This window comes from Rhodococcus koreensis (assembly GCF_900105905.1).
Taxonomy (GTDB): Bacteria; Actinomycetota; Actinomycetes; order Mycobacteriales; family Mycobacteriaceae; genus Rhodococcus_F; species Rhodococcus_F koreensis.
Genome location: NZ_FNSV01000005.1, coordinates 8,594,284 through 8,615,830, shown reverse-complemented (window position 1 = coordinate 8,615,830; position 21,547 = coordinate 8,594,284). Strand labels below are relative to the sequence as shown.

Below are 21,547 nucleotides of genomic sequence, written 5' to 3'. Positions count from 1 at the left end.
AAACGAAGGATCGAGATGAGCCACCCCGTCGTAACCGTCAATCACGTGAGCGTGCCAGCTCGTGCACTGGGTGAGTCGGTGCGCTTCTACACAGACTTTCTGCGTCTCGAGCAGGTCCCGTCCCCCACCTTCGCAGTTCCGACCGCGTGGTTCTCGGTCGGTGACAGGACCCTTCATGTATACGAATACGGGCCGACGACGGACGTAAGTCATATTCATCACTTTGCGTTGGAGACAAGCGATTTCATGGGTCTGTACGACCACGCGACGAACCTGGGGATCAAAGAGAAAGGATTTCTCAGCACCATATATGAGCTTCCGGATGGCGGGGTCCAGATGTATGTGCGAGATCCGGCGGACAACCTCATCGAATTGGTTTGTCGTGACCGGTCGACAGTGGACCGTGGCCGTATTCCCGAATACAAAGTGCTTGCCGACACCATCTCGCAAGAACCGGCGTCAGAAGGCGCGCGGATGTTCAATTACCACTTGCAATGAACAACTCGCCGTAGCCGACGGTCCGTCGTCCAATCCGATCGTGTCGAGAGTCGCGTCTCACGCAGGCGGCACCGTGGGAATCCGCCGACTGATCGGCAAAACGTGGTCTCGAGACGTTCTGAACGAAAGGGTCAACCGATGCAGGTCCACAAAGCTCTCGCCCAAGGGCTGATCGACCATGGGGTCACGACGTTGTTCGGCCTGATGGGCGACGGCAACCTCTACCTGGCGAACTACTACTCCTCGATCCCTGGAGCCACATACATCGCATCGGCGCACGAGGCCGGCGCCGTGTTGATGGCCAACGGCTACGCCAGCGTTTCAGGAGAGGTCGGCGTGGCGACCGTCACCCACGGTCCAGGATTGGCCAACGCACTTCCGCCTGTGATCGACAGCGTGCGGAGCCGGATGCCGATAGTGTTGATCTGCGGCGACACCGCAGACGGTGACCGAAACACCTTGCAGGACATCGCACAAAGAGAACTGGTTCTTCCGACAGGCGCCGGTTTCGAACAGGTACGGCGCCCCGAGACCGCTGTTCAGGATTTGCGCGAGGCACTGTGGCGGGCGACCGCAGAACGCAGACCGATCGTACTCAACGTGCCGGTCGATTACATGTGGAAAGAGGTTGAGTACCAACATGACCCTCTGCCGCCTGCGGACCGGAACACGACACTGGACCCTGACGCGATGGACCGAGCGGTCGGCATTGTTGCTGCCGCCGAGCGACCGATCGTCCTGGCCGGCCGCGGGGCAGCGACGCCGAGCGCTCGGGCAGCCATCTGCCGGCTCGCCGAGCGTCTCGGCGCGCCGGTCGCAACCACCTTGCGAGGAATGTCGCTGTTCTCGGCGGACCCAGGGGCGATGGGAGTATTCGGCACACTCTCCACCTCCGCCGCTCTGGACCAGATCGGCAAGAGCGATTGCGTCATCGCGTTCGGTGCGAGCCTGAATTCCTGGACCACGGATTCAGGGGCCCTCCTGGACGGCAAACGCGTCGTGCAGTGCGATACCGATCCACAGGCGATCAGGCGACACATCGATGTCGATGCTGCCGTACTGGGCGACGCTGCGACGATCGCGGACGCGATCCTCGGGTATCTCGACGAGGCAGAGGTCCCTGCCCGCCGGTTTCGGGAAGACTGGATCGAGAAGTCAGTTGATCGCGAGGACTACGAGATCCCACCGGCTTCCACTTCTCTCGTGGGCAGTATCCCATTCCGTGAGACCGTGCGAGCAATCGACCGGTTGATTCCCGAAGACCGAGTGGTCGTAGTCGATGCCGGTCGCTTCATGTTTGCAGGCTATAAGCTGCTCCACGTTCCTGACCCCCATTCACTCGTGCATACCTGCAACTTCGGCGCGATCGGCCTCGGCATGGGGAACGCGATCGGAGCCGCGCTCGCCGCGCACGGCAGGCCCGTATTCCTGGTCTGCGGAGACGGCGGCTTCATGCTCGGTGGAATCACTGAATTCGTCAGCGCCGTGCAAAACGGGATCGACTTGATTGTCATGGTCCTGAACGACTCGTCGTATGGCGCCGAGCACATTCAGTTTCGTAACCGGGACATGGACCCCGCCCGGACACTGTTCCGGTGGCCGGATCTTTCGGCGCTTGCAATTGCCCTCGGGGGCGAGGGAGTCACAATGCGAGTTCCGGACGATCTCACAACGGTGGAGAAAGCTATCGTCAATCGCGCACGACCGCTCCTGATCGAGGTCGAGCTCGACCCCGACGACGTGCCCATCGAGTGATCGGAGTCATGAGCCGGTCGATGCTCGACTCATTGGGAATGACCTACCCGAAGTGCCCAGTGCTGCTGTTGTTCTGAGACTCGGCCGTCGGCGCCCGCGTCGGCATCGGCGCCACGGACGGTGGCGGATTCGATCTCGCGGTCACCCTCGCGAGGTCGCGAGGGTCTGATGCGGACCCGGGGCGATGTCAGGGCGAGGCCGGATCGCTCTGAAGGGCGCGGCGCAGCGCCTCGATTCGTTGCGCCCATGCCTGACGGGTGCGCTCCGCCCCGGGCGCCAGCTGGTCGAATCCGTGGTAGGCGCCGGGGTGGACGTGCAGCTCCAGGGATACCCCCGCTGTCGCCAATGCCTGTGCGAAACGCAGATTTTCGGAGAGGAAGAGATCGAGCGAGCCGACGTCGAGGAAGGTCGGCGGCATGCCTGTCAGATCCGTCGCGCGGCCCGCGGCGGCGTCGGCGGGGACGTCGGTCCCTCCTGCCCTGTCACCGAGGATGTGACACCACGCTTCGATGTTGTGTTCGCTGTCCCAGACGCCGAGTGCCGGCTGAGCGCCTTGCTCACCGGTGCGGTCGTCGAGCATGGGCGCCGCCAGTGCGAGGAGTGCGATGCGCGGGTCTCTGCGGTGGCGCCAACGCAGGGCGAGCGCCGCTGCAAGCCCTCCGCCGCCGCTGACGCCGTAGACGGCAACTCTGGCAGGGTCGATCCCCAGTGTGTGGCCCGAATTCATCATCCAGGTCAGTGCTGCCGTGCAATCGTCGATTGCAGCCGGGTAGGGGTGCTCGGGGGCCAACCGGTAGTCGATGGAGACCGTGGTGGCCCCAGTGCCCGCGGCGAGTTGCGCCGCATATGCGTCCTCGGCCTCGATGCTGCCCATGACCATTCCTCCGCCATGGATGTAGAGCAGTCCGCCGTCGCAGCGATCTTCGGCAGGTTGGTAGATCCGCGCCCGAACCGTTGAACCGGCCTCCAGAACGACGTCGCTCCGGACGACTGCAGGCTGCTCGCCAGGGGCTGTGACGCTCATGCCCAGCCGGTCGTACAGTCGACGCCTTTCTTTCAGGTCGGCGACGCTGAGGAAACCGCGTGGTCCGAGAGAATCACGCAGCGTCGCCAGCTGTCGACGCATCTGCGGGTCTATCCGGTGTGCCTCCGGGATGTCGGTGTCGCTGAGTGCCCTCATGTTTCAGCGCCGCGCCGCTCGTGCAGCAGACTTCGTGGCAGTCGCGCCGGCCGCCCCGCTACCGGGGGCCGCGGTGCCAGGCGCAACCAGCTTGGTGAGGTCGTTGACGCCGAGATCGTCTTGGATGTCCGCCGCGGTCCGCTGGCTCTGCTCGATCAGCTCGTCTTCCCGGGCGGTGTCGAGGCCTGCACTGAGCGCAGAAACGTGGATCGCAGCCACCATCGTCCCCGCGGCGTCGCGAACCGGAACAGCGATTCCAAAGATTCCCGGATAGCCCTCCTCTCGGCTGACGGACAGACCACTCTGCCGGATCCGATCGAACTCGGCTTCCAGCAATTCCGGTTCGGTGATCGTCGTGGACGTCAACCGGCGTTGCGGACGCGCAAGCACCCGTTCGCGCAAGTCGTCCTCAAATGCGGCATACAGTTTTCCGACCGCGGTGGCATGCAGCGCCAGGGAATCGCCGATCCTGATGTTGACCGACACGGGCTGCGTCCCGCGAAATCGATCCACGTACACGATCCGGTCGCCGACCCGTACCGCCAGGTACACGTCGTTGCCCAGCGTCTTGGCAAGTTGCTCGAGATGCCGCCGCCCGAGCGTACGCACTTCGAGCGAATTCATGATCTTGATGCCGACTCGAACAGCTCGCGGGCCGACCGTGTAGTGGAGATCATCTGTCGCCGCGACAATTTCGGCGGCGAGCATCGTCTGCAGCAGGTTGTGGGTGCTGCTGACCGGCGCACCGACCGCCTGGCTGATCTCGGTGAGCCGCAACCCGTCAGGTGCATCGGCGAGTGCGTCGAGGACATCGAATGTCCTCAAGAATCGATCCGGGTTCATGCCGTGACCTCCTGATCCGTTGATGCGATCGAGCCGGATGCGAGCAGCGCGTCGATCCTTGCTTCATCCATACCCGCTTCGCGGAGCACCTCCACCGAGTGCTGTCCCGGTACCGCCACGCCGCGTCGCACCTGTGTGGGCGTGCGACTGAATCGGGGAGCCGGTGCCGGCTGGGTGATGTCGTCAACCGTGATGAACGCATTCCTCGATACGTTGTGACGATGACTGGGCGCTTCCAGCATGGACAGGACCGGAGTGACGCACGAGTCGGTGTTCTCCAGCAGCGCCGTCCACGCGTCGCGGGTCCGCGTCCGGAAGACCTCTGCGAACACTTCGCGTAGCGCCGGCCATTGACTACGGTCCCACTGATCGGGAAGATCGCGCCCCTCGAGCCCGAGCGCCGAGAGTAGGTTTGCGTAGAACTTCGGTTCCATGGCGGCCACGGCGACATACTTGTCGTCGGCGGTGGCGTACACGCTGTAGAAGTGGGCGCCGCCGTCGTTCATGTTCGACTCCCTGTCGTGGTCCCACATGCCACGCCCGGACAGCTCGTACATCATGGTCATCAGCAGCGCCGAGCCCTCGGCCATCGACGCATCCACCACCTGGCCCCGACCCGAGTTCTTTGCTTCGAGCATCGCTGCGACCATGCCGAACGCGAGGAGCAGGCCTCCACCGCCGAAGTCGCCGATGAGGTTCAACGGCACCGTGGGCGCCTGATCCCGGCCGCCGATGTGGTGCAGCACGCCGGCGACCGCAATGTAGTTCAGGTCGTGACCGGCACTCTGGGCCAGGTCGCCATCCTGGCCCCATCCGGTCATTCTCCCGAAGACCAGGCGCGGGTTTCGAGCCAGACACACCTCCGGCCCCAAGCCCAGGCGTTCCATGACTCCGGGCCGGTATCCCTCGATCAGTCCGTCCGCGTTCTTCAGCAGTTCGAGCACCGTATCGATCCCACCGGGGGACTTGAGGTCGACTGCCACGGAGCGGCGCCCCCGGCCGAGCCCCCCGGTGGTCATTCTGACCAAGTCGTCTGGTGTACCGCCATCCGCGGAAGGTACCCGGTCGATGGTGATCACATCGGCTCCCAGGTCACTCAGTAGGAGAGCGACGAAGGGTGTCGGTCCGATGCCTGCAAACTCGACCACATTGATCCCCGCCAACGGACCCATACTTGTACTCCCATCATTCAATTCTTCATTTTACTACACAAAAACGGATTCGAATTCGATATCTCGAAAGGATGGATCCTCGGGGCGATCTCGAGGCAGGCTCACCGCGGCCCCATCCTGATCGCGCCGTCGAGCCGGATCACCTCACCATTGAGCATCGAATTCTCGATCACGTGCTGCACGAGACCTGCATACTCATCGGGATTGCCGAGCCGACTCGGGTGCGGAACCTGCGCCCCCACCGAGGCGCGCACCTCATCCGCGACTCCCGCGAACATCGGAGTTTCGAACAAACCGGGGGCAATGGTGACGACGCGGATCTGGTGCCGGGCGAGTTCCCTCGCAGCCGGCAGCGTCATTCCTGCGACTCCGCTCTTGGAGGCCGCGTACGCCACCTGCCCGACCTGCCCCTCGTATGCAGCGATCGAAGCAGTGCAGACCACCACTCCTCTCTCTCCGTCGGTCTGCGCCTGCTCACTCATCGCGGAAGCAGCTTGCGCGATGAGGGCATAGGTTCCGCCGAGATTCACAGCCACCGTCTTCGCGAACAGCGCCCCCCTGTCACTGCGCGGACCCACAAGACTCCCGCTGGTCGCAATTCCAGCGGCGGCCACCGCGATCCGCAGCGGAGCAAGCTCCCGTGCCGTCTGCATGGCAACGCCCACGTCATCCCAGTTCGTCACATCCCCGGGCACGAAAACGGCGCCGCCGCCCAACTCTGCGGCGAGTGCCGCGCCTGCGTCCTCCGCCCGGGGGAGGTCGAGTAGCACTACGCTCGCGCCGGCTCGGGCCAACCGGCGAGCGGCAGCCGCGCCGAGCCCCGACGCTCCCCCGCTGATCACTGCGGAGCAACCTGCAATCTTCATTCCATGTCTCCTGAGGTACGTTCGGTGGTCCGGAAGTCGCCCAGATCGGCTCGGCGGATCATGTCCCAGAAGTCGACCACCTTGAATGGGTTGTTGACCACGACCCGTCCCTTGGAGTTGCGGTAGTAGACGTCCATCCCGGGGTGGGACCACACCATCCGAGAGTGCGCGTCGTCCACTTTGCGGTTGTAGTCGTCATAGACGTCCTGGCTGCACTCCACGGAGTCCAAGTCCTTGGTGATCATCTGGTTCATCAGATCGGCGATGTAATTCATCTGGAGCTCCATCATGGAGATGAGACTTCCACCGTGTCCGAACTGGGTGTTGGGACCGTACAGACAAAAGAAGTTGGGGAAGTCCGGAACCGCGACGCCGAGATAGGCACGCGCGTCGTCACCGTCCCAGGCCGCTTCGAGTGTGCGGCCGCTGCGCCCCGTGATCCGCATAGGAGCGAGGAATCTGACGACATCGAAACCCGTTGCGAACACCAGAACATCGACCGGATGGGTGAGGCCGTCCGTGGTGAGGACGCACTGATCCTGGATCTCGGCAACCGGTGTCGTCTGCAAGTGGACGTCGTCGCGGGCCAGCGTGGCGAACCAGCGGTTGTCGAGCAGCATTCGCTTTCCGAAGGGCGGATAGGTCGGCAACACATCGCCGAGCATCTCCAACCGCCCGTCGAGCTCCTTGACCAGGTATCGGGTGAGGAAACGCCGGTGGCCGTCGTTCATCGCATTGATCGACCGATGCTGGTGCGGCCATTGAACATCTCTCTGCAATCCGTCGTGGCCGCGGTCGTTGAAGATCCAGGTCAGCCGGAGCCGATACCACGACCGGTACAGCGGGACCTCGGCCATGAGGTAGCGGATCGGCTCTGGAACATCGACCTTGAATTTTTCGAACGGGGCGGCCCACTGTGGCGACCGCTGGAATACCGTGACCGACTCGGCGGCATCGGCGATCGCGGGAACCAGCTGCATCGCGCTCGCTCCATTGCCGATCACTCCTACTCGCCGGCCTGCGATGTCCAGGTCCTCGGGCCACCGTGCTGTGTGGACCACCGGCCCGGTGAACGAATCGGTGCCCGTGATCGTGGGGATCTTCGGCTTGTTGAAGGCGCCGACTGCGCTGATCACGATCGCGGCAGTGGTGGTCGATCGGTGACCGTCCTGGTCGATCAGATCCAGTGTCCACCGCCGGGTGTCGTCATCCCAGGTGGCGCCCTCGACCTCGATGCCGAACCTGATGTTCGGGCGAATTCCGAACCGGTCGGCAATCTGTTGGAAGTAGCCGTGCAACTCGTCCCGCGAGGCGAACCAGCGGGACCAGTCGTGCCGCGCGAACGAGAACGAGTACAGGTGACTCGGTGTGTCGACACCGCATCCCGGGTAGCGGTTCTCCAGCCATGTTCCGCCGACTTCGTCGTTCCGCTCGAGCACGGTGTAGGAAATGCCCATCTCGCCCAGCCGGAATGCGGCACAGAGGCCCGACGCGCCGGCACCGATGACGACGGTGTCGAAGCCCGGCGGCGGGACCATCGGGGGAGCCGCGCTCGTCTCGCCCGCGCCGACCTGCAATTCGTGGGTGGCCATGTCGGCGTACTGGTCGGGCACGTGCTCCCCGACCGAGACGCGCAACATCTCGATCAGCTGGTCGGGTGACAGGTGCGCAACCGCGAGGGTGCCGCTCCTGCCCCAATTCAGGATCGCCTCTGCCGCGGCGTGTCGAATCTCGTCCTGGAGCGACTCTTCAAGCCCGGCTGTGTCGTTGTCGCTGAGGCCCCGGACAGGGGTCGGCAGGTAGGGCTCGGCCAACCAACGCTGCTCCCCTGTCATCTGGAACAACACCATCAGCAAGGTCGGCACGTTGGCCACCGCGACAGCCTCGCGAATCTTTCGTTCGTCCAGCCGCGAGGTCTCCGCCTCGACATCGGTGTTCGTCACTCTGTGTACTCCTTCGTGTTATCGGACGACGCCCACACTTCCTTGGCTTCGTCCAGCAAAGCGTTTCGAATGAGCTTCCCCGTCAAGGTTCGAGGTAACTCGTTATGTTTCATCACGATTCGGACGGGAACTTTGTAGGAGGCGATGTGATGGCGGCAGTAGTCGACCAGCGCGGCCTCGTCTGCGATGGCGGAGCCGTCGACGCGGACGAACCCGATGGGGACCTGATCCTTGTCGCTGTCGTCGATCCCCACGACCGCTGCTTCCAAGACCTCGTCGTGAGTGAGCAAGAAGTCCTCCACCTCGAGTGGGGAGACGTTGATGCCACCGGTCCGGATCATCTCAGAGGCACGGCCGGCGAAGTGCAGCCTGCCTTCGTCGTCGAGTTGCCCGAGGTCACCGGTGCGGAACGCGCCGACTTCGGTGAACGCGGCGGCGGTCTCATCCGGCTGGTCGAGATAGCCGGATGAGACGAAGCCGGACACTGTGATCTCGCCGACCTTCCCTGCGGGCAGTTCGGCGCCGGTCTCCGGGTCGATGATCGACACCAGGTTTCCAGCCAGCGGTGGCCCCTGGGTCGAGCACTTCATTTCGAGTGGCCAGTCATGCGGGGTGACCGTGGCGCCGCCGTACATTTCCGTCGACCCGTATGCGTTGCAGATGTCGGTCACACCGAGTTCTTCTGCGGCGGCACGGACATCGGTGTCCGGGCCGATCGTCATCCCTCGTCGCAGACTCGCGGTGCGGGCACGGGAGAACCCCGGGTTCGCCAGCAGGCTACGGGTGATCGAGGGCAACGTGTAGATGGCAGTGCACTGGTACCGCTCGATCTGCTCGAGGACTCCGACCGCATCGAAGGTGTCCTGGAGGACGATCGTGCAACCGGTGACGAGGGCGACCATCAGTGCGTTGGCCCCGCCGTAGCTCCAGAAGAGCGGGATGGGCACCACGATTCGATCCTCCGGTGTGATCCCCATCCGCTCGGCGACCTCGCGAGCATGGTCGATGGCATCGTGTTGTCCGAGCCGGACAGCTTTCGGCCTCGATGTCGAACCCGATGTGTAGAGGACCAGAGCGGTGCCTTCGGTGTCGGTCTCGATGTGGGAAGCGGCGCTGCCGCGACGATGTTCGCCGAGGTCTCGGAACGCGTACGCCCCCGCTGGGACCCGGTTTCCGATGATCACCACACCACGCAGTGCGGGGTAGGCCACGGAACGCCAACCTGGCCCGGCGGCACTCCACGCTTCGGGGACGAGTTCGCGGATCGTGGGCATCAGGTCGGTCGGGCCGAATCCATCTACTGTGATGAGAACCTCGCAGCGCGAGTGGGTGAGTAGATGATCGAGATCCCACCGCCGCGACCAGGTCGCGAAGGCGGCCACGGTCGCTCCGACCGTTATCGCGGCATAGGTGGCGACGAGCCACTCTCTGCGGTTCGTGCACAACAGACCGACCCGGGTTCCCGGGCCGACTCCGATCGCGCGCAGCCCAGCCGCAGTCGCCGCCACGGACTCCGCGAGCTGACCGTGGCTGAGCTCTCCTTGTTCGTCGATGACGGCGGGCTGGGAGCGGCGTTGTCGTGAGGTGTCCTGAATGATCTCGGAGATCGACGCGGGCAGCGGCGTGTCGGCGGCCGTCATCGTTTCCTCCTGCGTGCAGCGCGACGGCGCGCGGCCACTGCGGCCGCATGCACCGTCTCCACCAGAGACGGATGTGGGTGGATCGTTGCCACTAAATCCTCGGCGCGGCAGCCGGTCTCGACTGCGATTGCGGCCTGAGCGATGAGATCACACGCGCTGGGGCCGACCATGTGTACCCCGAGCACCACGTCCGTCTCCGCGTCGACGACGATCTTCACCATCCCGTCGGCTTCGCCGAGCACCACAGCCCGACCGGAGGTGGCGAACGAGCTACGGCCCACTACTACCTCGTACCCTTGCTCCTCGGCCTGCTCCGCCGTCAGCCCCACGGCAGCGATTTCAGGGTCGGTGAACGCGATGAGCGGCACCTGCGTGTCGAAGGCGCTCGGCAGCCCGGAGATCGCCTCGGCGGCCACGACTCCCTCAGCCATCGCCTTGTGGGCGAGCGCGGGTCCTTCGGTGATGTCTCCGATGGCGTATACGTGGGGCAGCGCAGTCCTGCCCTGCCCGTCCACGGGGATGTGTCCGGTCGCAGTCACTGCGAGTCCCAGCCTGTCGAGCTGCAGGTCGTCGGTGACCGGGCCGCGGCCCACGGCGACCAGGATCGCATGCGCGGGCACCTGGTCGTCGGTGTCGTCTGTGCGGACCAGCAAGTTGTCGGCCTGGACTCCGATGGCGGTCGTGCCGAGGCGGATGTCGATCCCCAGCTCGCCCGCGCGCTCGGTGACCACCTGCACCAGGTCGGGGTCGAATCCCGCAAGCAACCGGTCGGTGGCCTCGACAACGGTGACGCGAGTGCCGAAACGGGCGAACGCCATTCCCAGTTCCATCCCGACATAGCCACCTCCCACAACCACGAGCGAGGGCGGCACCTCGTCGAAGGCGAGCACTCCCGTCGAGTCGAACACCCGGATCCCGTCGACGGGCAGAGCCGCGAGCTCCACAGGTTGGGAGCCGGTGGCCAGGATCGCCTGCTCGAACCGAAAGTGCTGGACGTGATCACCGCTCTCGACCGAGATCCGGTGATCGTCGAGAAAGAACGCGGTGCCGGACACCACCCGCACCCGGCCCAGGGTGGCGCTGACGCCCCCGACCAGCCGGTCGACGACCTGCTTTCGCCAGGCCTGCAGACCGGAAAGGTCGATTTTGGACTGTAGCTGTGGTCCCTGGACGGGAAGTCGTGCGCTACGGGCAAGGTCGTGCGCGGCGGTCGTGAAGACCTTCGAGGGGATGCATCCGACATTCAGACACACCCCACCGAGATCGCTCCGCTCGACGAGCAGAACCTCTTTGCCCAGCTCCGCGGCCCGGGCGGCGGCCGTGTACCCTCCGGGGCCGCCTCCCACCACCAGCAACTCGATGGGCTCGGCCATCTCTCCTACAACCATGTCATCCTTCCTCGACGAGAAGCTGCACCGGCGCCTCTAGCAGCGTGATAAGTGCCTGGCAGAAACCGATCACGACGTCGCCGTCGACCAGCCTGTGGTCGGCGGAGTACGAGATCGGCAGCAACGTACGTGCGACAATTTCGCCGTCGCGGACGACGGCCTGCGGCGTAGCGCGCCCGAAGCCCAGGATGCCGCCCTCGGGTGCGCGGATGATGGGCGTACCGAAGTTCCCGCCGAGCGGCCCGTGATTGCTGATGGTGAACGTGCCCTCCTGCATCTGCTCGATCGCCACCGTTCGGGTCCGTGCCGCGGCGGTGAGGGCCTCCACCTCGCGTGCGACGGCCAACAGCGGCTTCCGATCGGCATCCTTGACCACCGGAATGACAAGGCCGTCAGGGGTATTGACGGCAAACCCGACATTTCGCCGTGCCCGCACGATGATTTCCTGGGCTGCGTCATCGAAACTGGCGTTGGCCATGGGGAACTGGGCCAGCGCGAGCGCCGTGGCCTTCACCAGGAACGGGGTCAGTGTGAGGCCGATTCCCTTGGCCTCGGCTCCGGGCAGCAGCGTCTTGCGCAGGGCGAGCAGATCCCCCACGTCCGCGTGGTGCATCGCGACAGTGTGCGGAATGTCGCGGAGTGCACGGACCATCGCCTCCGCGGTACGCCGGCGCAACCCCCGGACCGGTATTCGCTGGTCTTCTGTGAGACGAGCCGGCTGGTGGGATCCGGACTCCGGAAGCGAGCGCTCGGTGGCTGCCGCCCCAGCCGCGCTGGAATTCTCCTGCGGCGCTCCGCGAACGGCAGCGCGAACGTCGTCGTCACTGATGCGTCCCGCGGGCCCCGTGCCCACCAGGCCCTCGAGGGTCACGCCGACCTCTCTGGCGAGCCGCCGGGTCGCCGGTGTTGCCAGTGGCCGCTTCTGCGCACCGGATCCGTTTGCACTCTGGGGAGTGTGATCGGCCGAGCCGGCCGGCGGCGCGCCTGCCTCGCCGTCAACGGACTGCGCCGGCTCGGCCGGCGTGGGGGCCGCGCCATCGTCACCATCGTCGATGACGATGAGACGTTCTCCGACCCGGACCATGGCACCCTCAGGTGCACAGAGCTCGGCGACCTGACCGGTCGCCGGGGAGGGCATTTCTACCAGCGCTTTATCGGTTTCGATCTCGGCGACGGGCTGGTCCTCTACGACCTGGTCTCCTGGGCCGACGAGCCATCGGATTATTTCCGCCTCTGCGATGCCTTCGCCGATGTCGGGCAAGTGAAATGTGTAAGACATGTATCGATCCTCAGAAATGGACGGCAGCGCGGATCGCGCGCAAGATTCGCCTCGCGTCGGGGATGTAGTGATCCTCGAGCTGGGGCATGGGAAACGGGATGTCATATCCGCCGACGCGGGTGACCGGGGCTTCGAGGTGCAGAAAAGCCTCTTCAGCGACGGTAGCGGCGACCTCGCCGGCAAACCCGCCGGTGTAGGGAGCCTCCTGAACCACGATCGCTCGGCCGGTGCGCGCCACAGCCTCACGTATGGTGTCGCAATCGAGCGGGACAAGTGAGCGCAGATCGATGACCTGCACGTCGATCCCCTGCTCAGCGGCAGCAGCCGCGGCCTCCATTGCGACCTGGACCATCGCGCTCCACGCGATGACGGTGACGTCGGTCCCCTCACGTGCGATGCGCGCCTTACCGAACGGGACGAGGTGGTCACCGTCGGGAACGTCGTCCCGCACAAGCCGGTAGCCACGGAGCGGCTCGAGGACGAAGATCGGATCCGGATCCCGAATTGCTGTGGCCAGCAACCCCTTCATGTCCGCTGCCGTCGCGGGGGCGACCAACCGCATCCCGGGGTTGTGGGCAAAGAGCGCTTCGAAGGCGTCGGAATGGAGTTCTGGGGTGCGTACGCCACCGCCGAAGGGCGCGCGAATGGTCACCGGCATTGTCAGAGCACCGTTTGTGCGATAGCGCATCCGGGCGAGCTGATTGCCGAGCTGATGGAACCCCTGCTGAGTGAAGCCGAGAAACTGCATTTCGACGACGGGCACCAGGCCCGAGCCGGCGAGCCCGACGGCGGCCCCGATTATCCCCGCCTCACTGGTCGGCATGTCGAAGACGCGGTCAGCCCCGAACTCCGTCTGCAACCGGTCCGTCGCCCGGAAGACGCCGCCCGACTTCCCGACATCCTCGCCGAGCAGGACAACCCGTTCGTCGCGGCGCATCTCTGCCTCGAGCGTGCTGCGCACCGCTTCCACCATGTTCATGCCGGTCATTGGTTCTCCTCGATACTGTTACGCAGTTCTTCCTGCTGGCGACGCAGTCGCACATCGGGCTCTGCGTAGAGGTGCTGCAGCATCTGCCCGGGGTCGGGCGGCGGCGTGGCATCGAATTCGGCAACTGCCGTGGCGATCTGGTCGTCGCACCAGTCGATCGTGTCGGCGTCAGCGGTGTCGTCCCACTGTCCGAGGCGGACGAGGTAGGTCCGGAACCGGTGGATCGGATCAACCTCGGCTGCCCGCTCGTCGAAGTCGGCGGGTCGGTAGCGCTTGGGGTCGTCGGCTGTCGAATGGGCGCCGAGCCGATGGCATCGCGCCTCGATCAGTGTCGGGCCGTCGCCGGCCTCGGCACGGGTCCGCGCATCCGCGACGGCTGTGTAGACCGCGAGCACATCATTACCGTCGACTGCGATCCCCGGAAACCCGTAACCTGCTGCGCGCGACGCCACGGACTCTGCGGCCGACTGCTCATGCCACGGGATCGAGATGGCCCAGCCATTGTTCTGGCACACCATGACGAGTGGCGCACGTTTGACGCCTGCGATATTGCACGCCTCGTGAAAGTCGCCCTCATTGGAGGCGCCGTCGCCGAACTGGGTCAGTACCACGCCCGGCTTGCCCTGCAGTCGCATTCCCCATGCGAGCCCGACCGCGTGAGGCAGGTGCGCACCCAGCGCGACCTGCTGCGGCCACAACCGGCCGTGGGACGGCAGGGCCGAGCCCGCGGGGTGCCCCATCCGCTGCAGAAGATAGGTAGACAGCGGCAATCCCCAGTGCAGCATCGTGAGTTGTTCACGGTACTGGGGCACGAAGTGGTCTACTTCGGCATCCATCGCGTATGCCGTGCCGACCGCGGCGGCCTCCTGCCCGGACAGCGGCGGGTAGGTGCCGAGTTTCCCCCTGCGCTGCAAAGAAATTGCCTTCTGGTCCAGGCGGCGTCCAAGCATCATCAGGCGCAGCATCGCACGCAGGCGCTCCGGCTCGATCTGCGGCGGCTCCCCTACCAGCATTCCGTTCTCGTCGAGTATCCGCGCAGGCGTCAGCACGTGCGCTGACGCACTGGCATTCGCCGTATTTGTACCGTTCATGACGTCCTTTTCTGCCGTCGGGGAAGGGTGTCCGCGATAGCGCGGTCAGCACTCGCCCCATCCGCGTCCTGGTCGGCCGCGTCTCGCTGGCGGCACCGCTTCCCTAGGAGCAGACCGCGGCGATCGTCTTCGTAAATTCGAAATCGAATTCCTAACATCGAATACTTGTCGCTCGGGTACGCCATGTCAACCCTCATTTCTTCCGCGGCCCCCCACTTCGGTCTCGTGTAGCACCACATGCCGGCGAGCCGGAGGCCCGTGGGCCGCCGGCTTACCGGCTAGCTATTGATCTGCGTGCCTGAATGATTCCGCCCGAACGATAAGGGCCGTATGCATCCCGGCGCCACGAAGAGCGTGGAGACCGAACCCTGTGAAAAGGCATGACCGTGTGTTCATGTCGATCAGACTCACAATCACGCGGCGAGTGTGACGGCGGTGATCTACCTGCTTCACTACCTGCATTTCCTACACAGGTATGCCTGTGGACCCAGCGATGTACGCCCTGGGTTCATTCTGGCCCGGCGCGCACGAACCTATTTACCTGCCAGCGCGTCGATCGCGCCGTCGTAGCAGCGGCGTGCTGCGTCGGCTGGTTCGAGTCGGGCGAGTTCGTCCGAAATCACCTCGACGGACACCGATGCGGTCACACCACCCTCGGTCACGGCGTCGACGAAACCGTCGAGGTCGAAGTCGCCGGTGCCCGGCACCGCCCGATAGTGAAGGGTCTCCACCAAGAAGTCAGGATCGGCGGGATCCTTCGGACCGTCGTTGATCTGGATCATCGTGACTCGTCGAGACGGAACCGACCGCAGCATCTCCAGGTCGTTCGCTCCGCGTGTGTGGTGCCACGAATCGACGCAAAGGCCGGCATTGTCCCGGCCGGACTGCTCGATGATCGAGAGAGCCGTGGCGGCGTCCGGGATATTGGTCGTGGGCACGAACTCGAGAGCGATCTCCAGCCCGACGTCGGCTGCACGGTCGCAGAGCGATGCGAATCGCTCCACGACGTCGGGTTCCAGATCTGTTCGATCGAATGCCCCGACAGCTTGCAGGTGCCGTGCGCCGAACAGTTCGGCCATGGCCCAAAACTCGTTCAGGTCGTCCGGGCTGGTGTAGACGAGCCCACCGCCGAACGGCACGCCGGTCTCGGCCGTGGGAACGGCAAACCCGAATACTGCTTCGAGCTCGACGATCTCCAGACCGTTGGCTACCACGACGGCCTGGATCTCCGTCGGGCTCATCTCCTCCGCGACGACCCGACGGTACGTGTCCAGGCTGATGCCCAGCGCATCGAAACCGGCGGCCGCCGCCACCTCGACGCGTTCTCGAAAGCTGGCCGTCGTCACAGTGGTCATGTTGGCCAGCACCACATACTGCTGGCGACCATTCACCTCGATCATTCCCTTACCCCTACCGAAGAACCGGTTCGGGGGCGCCCGCCGCGGACCCGCTGATCGACCATCTCGCCACATCACCGCTGCGAGAAAGCGGCGGTTCCTTATGCCAGACACCATCCTTCATGATGCCGGTGAACGTCGACTGATTCTGCAGGATAGCGATGTCCTCCAATGGGTCACCATCGAGAACCAGCAGGTCAGCGAGGTAGCCGGCCTTGATGCAACCCAAGTCGTCCGGTTGGAGCATCAGCTCGCCGCCGAGGCGGGTCGCGGACTCGATGGCCTCCATCGGGCTGAACTCGAGGAAGTTGACGAAATGCTCCAGGTCCCGGGCGTTGTTGCCCATCGGGTTCCAGGGCACGAAGTAGTCACCGCCAGGCAGCACTCGAACTCCTCGCTCCTTGAGCTCGATCATGTTCGCGATCAGGCTCTCCAACTGTTCGTCGAGACCCATGGAAGCAGTGACTTCCGGGGTCAGCCCCCAGTCGCCGGCCTCGTACCTCGACGTGTGGAGAAAGCCGAAGGCCGGGGCCACGAAGTGTTTGTCCTTGTTCTCGGCCACCAGGTCGAGACCTTCCTCGTCGGTGAAATCGGCATGGAAGATGATCTCGATGCCGTGGCGGACGCACATCTTCACCGATTCCGCGCTTCGGGCGTGTGCCGCCACGCGTTTTCCGCGAGCGTGGGCCACCTGGCACGTGGCGGCAACCTCCTCGTCGGTCATGGTGGTCATGCGACCTTTGGCATAGGGAATGAACTCGTCACCAGAGATGTCGAGCTTCATATGGTCGACGCCTTCACGCATGTACCACCGCGTCGTCTGGCGGAATTGATCCACGCCATCGCAGACGTGTTCGACGGATTGCCGATGCATGTGCGGCAGCCGGACATCGCCGACTCCTCCGGTGACGGTCAGCTCGGGGGACGCGACCAGCATGCGCGGTCCGATCAGGTTGCCCGCGTTGATCTCGTTCCGGACGACCAGGTCCAGTCGTGGCTTCGCCGATGCGGCGCACAGAATGCTGGTGAACCCCTGATCCAGCATCAGCCGCGCGTTGCGAGCGGTGAGCAACGTGTGCTCCTCGACCGGCAAATTGCCCATTTTGGCAAGGTCGATCTCGGGAAGGAAGCTCGGATGCGAGTGAGCATCGATCAGTCCCGGCATGACCGTGGCGCCCCCCACGTCCACGACTGTGGCGTCGGAGTCCTGCCGCTCGCCGGTCCCCTCGGCAGCGACACTTACGATCCTCTGCCCTTCGATCACGATTTCGGCGAGATACGGCTCTGTCCCCGTCCCATCGATCAGCCGTGCGTTGCGAAGCTTGATCGTCACGATTTTCTCCTTCTCAGCCTCGGGGAATCCAGGATTGGTGAAGCGCAGCGGCAAGGCCCGAACAGGATTGTCCGTTCCACTTCCAGGGGCATAAGGCGCCCTTCGAGCGTCGCTTCGGTGAGCGGAATGCGACCCCTGCGCAGTCTTCCTAAATTCGGAATCATTTTCCTAGTTGTGAAATCTGTCACCGGACCGTGGGGCTTGTCAAGAGAAATCCCGCATTGGCCGGATAGTCGCGATGAGGCAAGTCGGCAGACTTGACACCGGCACGGCCTGCTTCCGTATCACTGCCGTCGCGCAGTAGACGGGTCCGACGTCCTGGGCCGTGCTCGCATGCAATTGACTTCTCCCGCTTCGCTTATCGCGCCGTTGCGCTGAAGTCGCCGGGCGGGGGCAATTCACGCACGCGGGGCGCAGGCGACCCCGAGCGGTCCGAAGACGCCCACCGCCCAGACCCTTGACGTCGCCGTGCGCGGATCGCTAGCATTCGAATACGCGAAACGAATTTCGAAAACCCGAGAGATTGAGGGTTGCCGGTTCACCGTCGCGGGCTCGCGGAGCGGAACCCCAAGAGGAGATAGATCGCAATGTGCCATCACGGCTCGACGTCGTGACCGGATAACTGGTGCGTCGAGGTCTTGGCGAACACGCGCCGGCACTGGCGCCGGCACAACTGATACAGGATCGGAGTTGCGCATGAGCAACAACTGGGGACGATGGGGCGCCGACGACGAAGCCGGTGCGCTCAATCTCGTCACAACCGGCGTGACGCGCAGAGCCGCGGGCTTGGTCGCCACCGGACAGACGCTGTCACTGGCCCAACCTCTCGGCCCGAAGACACCTGCGCCCGGCCACCGGCAGCAGCCGTCGCGGTTCATGAACCGCGACGCCGGCGACTACGCGCTCGGCGCACGCACGCCGGGAGGATTCAAATTCGCCGAGGACACAGTGCAATTCGCGACACACAGTGGTACTCACGTCGACGCGCTGTCCCATGCGTGGTCGGGTGACGAACTCTACAACGGGCATTCGTCGGCCCTCACCAGAAGTACGCAGGGCGCACAGCGGTGCGGCGCCGAGAAGCTCGCACCGGTCGCCACCCGTGGCATTCTCGTCGACTTGGTACGCGCATCCGGTCAGCCGCTCGCCCCGCAGACCGCGGTCGGCCCGGAAGACCTCGAGCGTGGCATTTCCGAAGCCGGCGTGTCGGTTGAGCCGGGCGACGCTGTACTGATCCGGACCGGGTGGTGGGAATCGAAGGGATCGAGCGACTCCTACTTCGCGGACGAACCCGGCATAACCGAAGAGGCCGCCCGCTGGCTCGCAAGCCGTGACGTGGCGCTGGTCGGTGCGGACAATTACGCGGTCGAACAGCAATCGGCTGAACCCGGCTTTCCGGCGCATCTGGTGCTCCTCCACCAGTTCGGCGTGCCGCTGATCGAGAACCTGGATCTCGCGGAACTCGCGGAGGCGCTGTCAGTCCTCGACCGTTCGACGTTCTTCCTGCTATTCGCTCCGATCCTCCTCGTCGGCTCTACCGGAACTCCGGTAACGCCCGTGGCGGTCCTGTGAACATCAACTGGCCTGCCGATCTCGTGCGGCCCGGAGACCTGGTTGTGGTGGCGCAAGGCGTCGGGGAGCCGACGCCACTGCTCAATCAGCTTCTCGCGGCCTGCCCACGCGACGTCGAGATCTTCGTCGGACTCAGCCACAGCGATGCGCTCATAGGATCCGCGCCGCAGCGTCCGCTCGTGTCCTTCGGCGCCATGGGGCCGCTCGGCAAGCTCGCGGCCACCGGCCACGCCGAGGTAATCCCCTGCAATTTCGACGACCTGCCACGCCTGTTGCCTTTGCGTGCCCGGAGCAACCTCGTGCTCCTGATGCAAGTGTCCCCCGCTGATTCGCAGGGATGCCACGGCTTGGGAATGGCGATGGACTACACCTACGAACTGATCTCGCAAGCACGAACCGTGGTGGCCGAGGTCAATGCCGCGATGCCGACCACGTCCGCGCCTACACTCCCGGCCTCCACGTTCGGTGCCGTTATCCACACGTCCCGGCCTCTTCCGATTGTGCCCACACCAGCAGTGGATGAAGATCACCACGGAATCGCCAGGCATATCCTGCCGCTGATCCCTGACGGCGGGACCATCCAACTCGGCATCGGCGCGGTCCCCTCAGCCATCGGGAAGGCGCTGACCGCACGCCGCGGATTGCGTGTTCGATCGACCCTCGCCGGCGACTGGCTGCTGGATCTGCATCGCGCTGGATCACTCTGCGAAGAGCCCGGTTCGGTCATCATCAGTGAGGCCGCGGGCTCCGAGGAACTGTACGAACACATCGCCACGTCGACAGCGTGGGTACGGCCGGTCGCCGAGGTAATCGGTCCGGCAGCCGCAGCGTCGATCCCGCGACTGTTCGCAGTGAACTCGGCACTGCAGGTAGACCTCACCGGTCAAGTCAATGCCGAAGAGATCGACAGCAGATATCTGGGAGCGACCGGTGGGCAAGCAGAATTCCTGCGGGCCGCTCAGCGCTCGCCCGGCGGGGCATCGATCGTCGCGCTCGCTGCGACGGCAAACGGCGGACGAACCTCCCGGATCGTTCGACAACTGCAGCCCCCGACCGTTACGACGCCGCGAACGAGCATCGACTTTGTGGCCACCGAGTTCGGCGTCGTCGATCTCAGAGGGCGGACTCTGCGCGAACGCGCCGACGCCATGATCGCGATCGCGGCGCCTCAGCACCGATCGAGCCTTCACGAACAGAACGGACAACAACGATGACACCACCATCCGAAATCGACGACCGTCTCACCAGATTCCTGTCCGACCAACTGAATGGGGCCGGTGCTCGAGTAGTAGGCCTGAACCGCATCGGTGTCGGCAGGTCCCGGGACAATTGGGTGTTCGACCTGGTGACCGACCACAATGGCACCGAGCATTGCGAGCCTTTGATCCTGCGCAGCGACCCGGACGGAGGCCTGGTCGACACAGACCGCAACGTGGAGTTCGCTTTGCTCGGAATACTGGAGAACAGCGATCTGCCAACCCCGGGTGCCCGCTGGCTCGACGCCGACGGGCGATGGCTCGGCCGGCCCTCGCTGATCATGCAGCGGTGCCCGGGGGACTGCGATTACCGGGTGCTTTCGGACTCGCAACGCTCGATCACTCAGCGGCGGGCCCTTGCCGAAAGCTTCTGCGACCTCATGGCGCAAGTCCACAGCACCGATTGGCAGGCACTCGGGTTGTCAGCGGTACTCGATGGTTCCGGCCAGCTCGGTGCGCCTGCCGAACTCGACGCCTGGGAGAAGGTTCTGCGTCAAAACCAGCTGGAGCCATTGCCCGAGTTGGATTTTGCGATTGCGGGACTACGAGCGTCAGCACCCGAACCGGCGCGCACCGCTCTGGTCCACGCCGATTTCAAGCCCGGCAACATTCTGTTGGACGGTGATCGGATTACCGCACTGCTCGATTGGGAGTTGGCTCATCTCGGCGATCCGCTCGAGGACCTCGGCTGGGTGACGCAGCCCCTGCGCAGGGCGGAGCACCTGATCGACGGAGCGTGGGATGCCGACGACCTGATCGCGCATTACGAGCAAGCCACAGGATTCGACGTCGACCGCAGCAGCCTCCGATGGTGGCAGGCCTTTTCGACGTTCAAGACCGCGGTGATGCAGGTCAGCGGCCTGCGATCGTTTATCGACGGCCGTAGCGACGAGCCGTTTCGTCCCACCCGCCGGGTGCTTTCCACACTGCTTGATTTCGTAGTCAAGGAGGACTTCCGGTGAGACCGACCATTCACGAGCAATTGTCCGGAGTTGATCGGCTTCTCGATCTCGCTGACGAATCCCATTCGCTTCCGGCCGAAACGTCCGAATTGCTGAGCAACGCGCGCCGACTGATCAAGCGGGTTGCCACATCATGGGACACGGCATTGCCTTTCCTCCTGGACGACAACGCGCGGCTCACCGAACTCCTGAACGGCGCCGAGGCGCAGGAACCTGTCCCGACCGACATCACAGCTGTCGCCGCGCGAAACGAGGAGCTACGAGGATCGTTGGCTCAGCTCATCTCCACCATTCCCAGAGACCCCGAGTTTCGACAGCGTCGGGCCGAGATCGGACAGTACCTGCAGTGGCGGGTTGCCACCGATCCCGCCTGACAGCCAGAAA

At 64.6% G+C, this 21,547-nt stretch carries 18 protein-coding genes; 6 read left to right on the top strand and 12 right to left on the bottom strand.

The features are described from left to right. Window positions 1–15 precede the first annotated feature (15 nt). Window positions 16–498 (top strand): VOC family protein, encoded by a 483-nt coding sequence (locus BLV94_RS43940; protein ID WP_083395852.1) that lies wholly within the window; start codon window positions 16–18, stop codon window positions 496–498. A 138-nt stretch (window positions 499–636) separates the two neighbouring features. After that, window positions 637–2,253: a thiamine pyrophosphate-binding protein gene (locus BLV94_RS43935; RefSeq protein WP_072941341.1), complete on the top strand. Its 1,617-nt coding sequence runs from the start codon at window positions 637–639 to the stop codon at window positions 2,251–2,253. Between the two features lie 187 nt (window positions 2,254–2,440). Here the strand turns inward: BLV94_RS43935 and BLV94_RS43930 are convergent, their stop codons facing one another. From BLV94_RS43930 to BLV94_RS43870, 12 genes are all read right to left on the bottom strand, one after another. After that, entirely contained in the window at window positions 2,441–3,433 is a 993-nt protein-coding gene (locus BLV94_RS43930; protein WP_072941344.1) for an alpha/beta hydrolase, read from the bottom strand. Between the two features lie 3 nt (window positions 3,434–3,436). Continuing rightward, window positions 3,437–4,276 (bottom strand): IclR family transcriptional regulator, encoded by an 840-nt coding sequence (locus tag BLV94_RS43925; protein WP_072941347.1) that lies wholly within the window; start codon window positions 4,274–4,276, stop codon window positions 3,437–3,439. Further along, window positions 4,273–5,448: a CaiB/BaiF CoA transferase family protein gene (locus BLV94_RS43920; protein WP_072941349.1), complete on the bottom strand. Its 1,176-nt coding sequence runs from the start codon at window positions 5,446–5,448 to the stop codon at window positions 4,273–4,275. Before BLV94_RS43920 ends, BLV94_RS43925 begins: the two co-directional genes overlap by 4 nt. Before the next feature lie 101 nt (window positions 5,449–5,549). Beyond that, window positions 5,550–6,314, bottom strand: coding sequence for an SDR family NAD(P)-dependent oxidoreductase (locus BLV94_RS43915; RefSeq protein WP_072941352.1), 765 nt, complete (start codon window positions 6,312–6,314; stop codon window positions 5,550–5,552). Next, complete coding sequence (locus tag BLV94_RS43910) at window positions 6,311–8,257, bottom strand: flavin-containing monooxygenase (RefSeq protein ID WP_244163782.1); 1,947 nt, start codon at window positions 8,255–8,257, stop codon at window positions 6,311–6,313. Before BLV94_RS43910 ends, BLV94_RS43915 begins: the two co-directional genes overlap by 4 nt. Then, window positions 8,254–9,897, bottom strand: a complete 1,644-nt coding sequence (locus tag BLV94_RS43905) for a class I adenylate-forming enzyme family protein (protein ID WP_072941354.1) — start codon at window positions 9,895–9,897, stop codon at window positions 8,254–8,256. Before BLV94_RS43905 ends, BLV94_RS43910 begins: the two co-directional genes overlap by 4 nt. Continuing rightward, window positions 9,894–11,285, bottom strand: a complete 1,392-nt coding sequence (lpdA, locus tag BLV94_RS43900; protein ID WP_072941357.1) for a dihydrolipoyl dehydrogenase — start codon at window positions 11,283–11,285, stop codon at window positions 9,894–9,896. Before lpdA ends, BLV94_RS43905 begins: the two co-directional genes overlap by 4 nt. A gap of 1 nt (window position 11,286) precedes the next feature. Next, entirely contained in the window at window positions 11,287–12,546 is a 1,260-nt protein-coding gene (locus BLV94_RS43895; protein WP_167372221.1) for a dihydrolipoamide acetyltransferase family protein, read from the bottom strand. Window positions 12,547–12,574: 28 nt separating this feature from the next. Continuing rightward, window positions 12,575–13,552 carry an alpha-ketoacid dehydrogenase subunit beta gene (locus BLV94_RS43890; RefSeq protein ID WP_072941363.1) on the bottom strand — a complete coding sequence of 326 codons (978 nt, stop codon included), beginning with the start codon at window positions 13,550–13,552 and terminating at the stop codon, window positions 12,575–12,577. Then, window positions 13,549–14,565, bottom strand: a complete 1,017-nt coding sequence (locus BLV94_RS43885) for a thiamine pyrophosphate-dependent enzyme (RefSeq protein WP_167372220.1) — start codon at window positions 14,563–14,565, stop codon at window positions 13,549–13,551. The genes BLV94_RS43890 and BLV94_RS43885 overlap by 4 nt, the downstream gene beginning before the upstream one ends. A 611-nt stretch (window positions 14,566–15,176) precedes the next feature. Beyond that, window positions 15,177–16,043 (bottom strand): sugar phosphate isomerase/epimerase family protein, encoded by an 867-nt coding sequence (locus tag BLV94_RS43875; RefSeq protein ID WP_072941371.1) that lies wholly within the window; start codon window positions 16,041–16,043, stop codon window positions 15,177–15,179. Between the two features lie 10 nt (window positions 16,044–16,053). Further along, a complete protein-coding gene (locus tag BLV94_RS43870) occupies window positions 16,054–17,373 on the bottom strand; it encodes a metal-dependent hydrolase family protein (protein ID WP_143051468.1) in 1,320 nt (439 codons plus the stop codon). A gap of 696 nt (window positions 17,374–18,069) precedes the next feature. On the opposite strand from BLV94_RS43870, the gene BLV94_RS43865 reads away from it, so the two are divergent. The 4 genes from BLV94_RS43865 (at window position 18,070) to BLV94_RS43850 (ending at window position 21,537) form a co-directional block, all read left to right on the top strand. Beyond that, window positions 18,070–18,945, top strand: a complete 876-nt coding sequence (locus BLV94_RS43865) for a cyclase family protein (protein ID WP_072941374.1) — start codon at window positions 18,070–18,072, stop codon at window positions 18,943–18,945. Then, the gene (locus BLV94_RS43860; RefSeq protein ID WP_072941377.1) at window positions 18,942–20,159 is read left to right on the top strand and encodes an acetyl-CoA hydrolase/transferase family protein; all 1,218 of its coding nucleotides are present in this window, start codon (window positions 18,942–18,944) and stop codon (window positions 20,157–20,159) included. Before BLV94_RS43865 ends, BLV94_RS43860 begins: the two co-directional genes overlap by 4 nt. A 119-nt stretch (window positions 20,160–20,278) precedes the next feature. After that, window positions 20,279–21,163: a phosphotransferase family protein gene (locus BLV94_RS43855; protein WP_244163781.1), complete on the top strand. Its 885-nt coding sequence runs from the start codon at window positions 20,279–20,281 to the stop codon at window positions 21,161–21,163. After that, window positions 21,160–21,537: a hypothetical protein gene (locus tag BLV94_RS43850; protein WP_072941382.1), complete on the top strand. Its 378-nt coding sequence runs from the start codon at window positions 21,160–21,162 to the stop codon at window positions 21,535–21,537. The genes BLV94_RS43855 and BLV94_RS43850 overlap by 4 nt, the downstream gene beginning before the upstream one ends. Window positions 21,538–21,547 lie beyond the last annotated feature (10 nt).

What these genes read in the sequence shown, in the direction of transcription:
- BLV94_RS43885 (WP_167372220.1), bottom strand. Translation starts at nt 14,565, where the DNA reads ATGCTGGTAGGGGAGCCGCCGCAGATCGAGCCGGAGCGCCTGCGTGCG.
- BLV94_RS43905 (WP_072941354.1), bottom strand. Translation starts at nt 9,897, where the DNA reads ATGACGGCCGCCGACACGCCGCTGCCCGCGTCGATCTCCGAGATCATT.
- BLV94_RS43865 (WP_072941374.1), top strand. Translation starts at nt 18,070, where the DNA reads ATGAGCAACAACTGGGGACGATGGGGCGCCGACGACGAAGCCGGTGCG.
- BLV94_RS43920 (WP_072941349.1), bottom strand. Translation starts at nt 5,448, where the DNA reads ATGGGTCCGTTGGCGGGGATCAATGTGGTCGAGTTTGCAGGCATCGGA.
- BLV94_RS43875 (WP_072941371.1), bottom strand. Translation starts at nt 16,043, where the DNA reads ATGATCGAGGTGAATGGTCGCCAGCAGTATGTGGTGCTGGCCAACATG.
- BLV94_RS43915 (WP_072941352.1), bottom strand. Translation starts at nt 6,314, where the DNA reads ATGAAGATTGCAGGTTGCTCCGCAGTGATCAGCGGGGGAGCGTCGGGG.
- lpdA (WP_072941357.1), bottom strand. Translation starts at nt 11,285, where the DNA reads ATGGTTGTAGGAGAGATGGCCGAGCCCATCGAGTTGCTGGTGGTGGGA.
- BLV94_RS43925 (WP_072941347.1), bottom strand. Translation starts at nt 4,276, where the DNA reads ATGAACCCGGATCGATTCTTGAGGACATTCGATGTCCTCGACGCACTC.
- BLV94_RS43930 (WP_072941344.1), bottom strand. Translation starts at nt 3,433, where the DNA reads ATGAGGGCACTCAGCGACACCGACATCCCGGAGGCACACCGGATAGAC.
- BLV94_RS43890 (WP_072941363.1), bottom strand. Translation starts at nt 13,552, where the DNA reads ATGACCGGCATGAACATGGTGGAAGCGGTGCGCAGCACGCTCGAGGCA.
- BLV94_RS43935 (WP_072941341.1), top strand. Translation starts at nt 637, where the DNA reads ATGCAGGTCCACAAAGCTCTCGCCCAAGGGCTGATCGACCATGGGGTC.
- BLV94_RS43940 (WP_083395852.1), top strand. Translation starts at nt 16, where the DNA reads ATGAGCCACCCCGTCGTAACCGTCAATCACGTGAGCGTGCCAGCTCGT.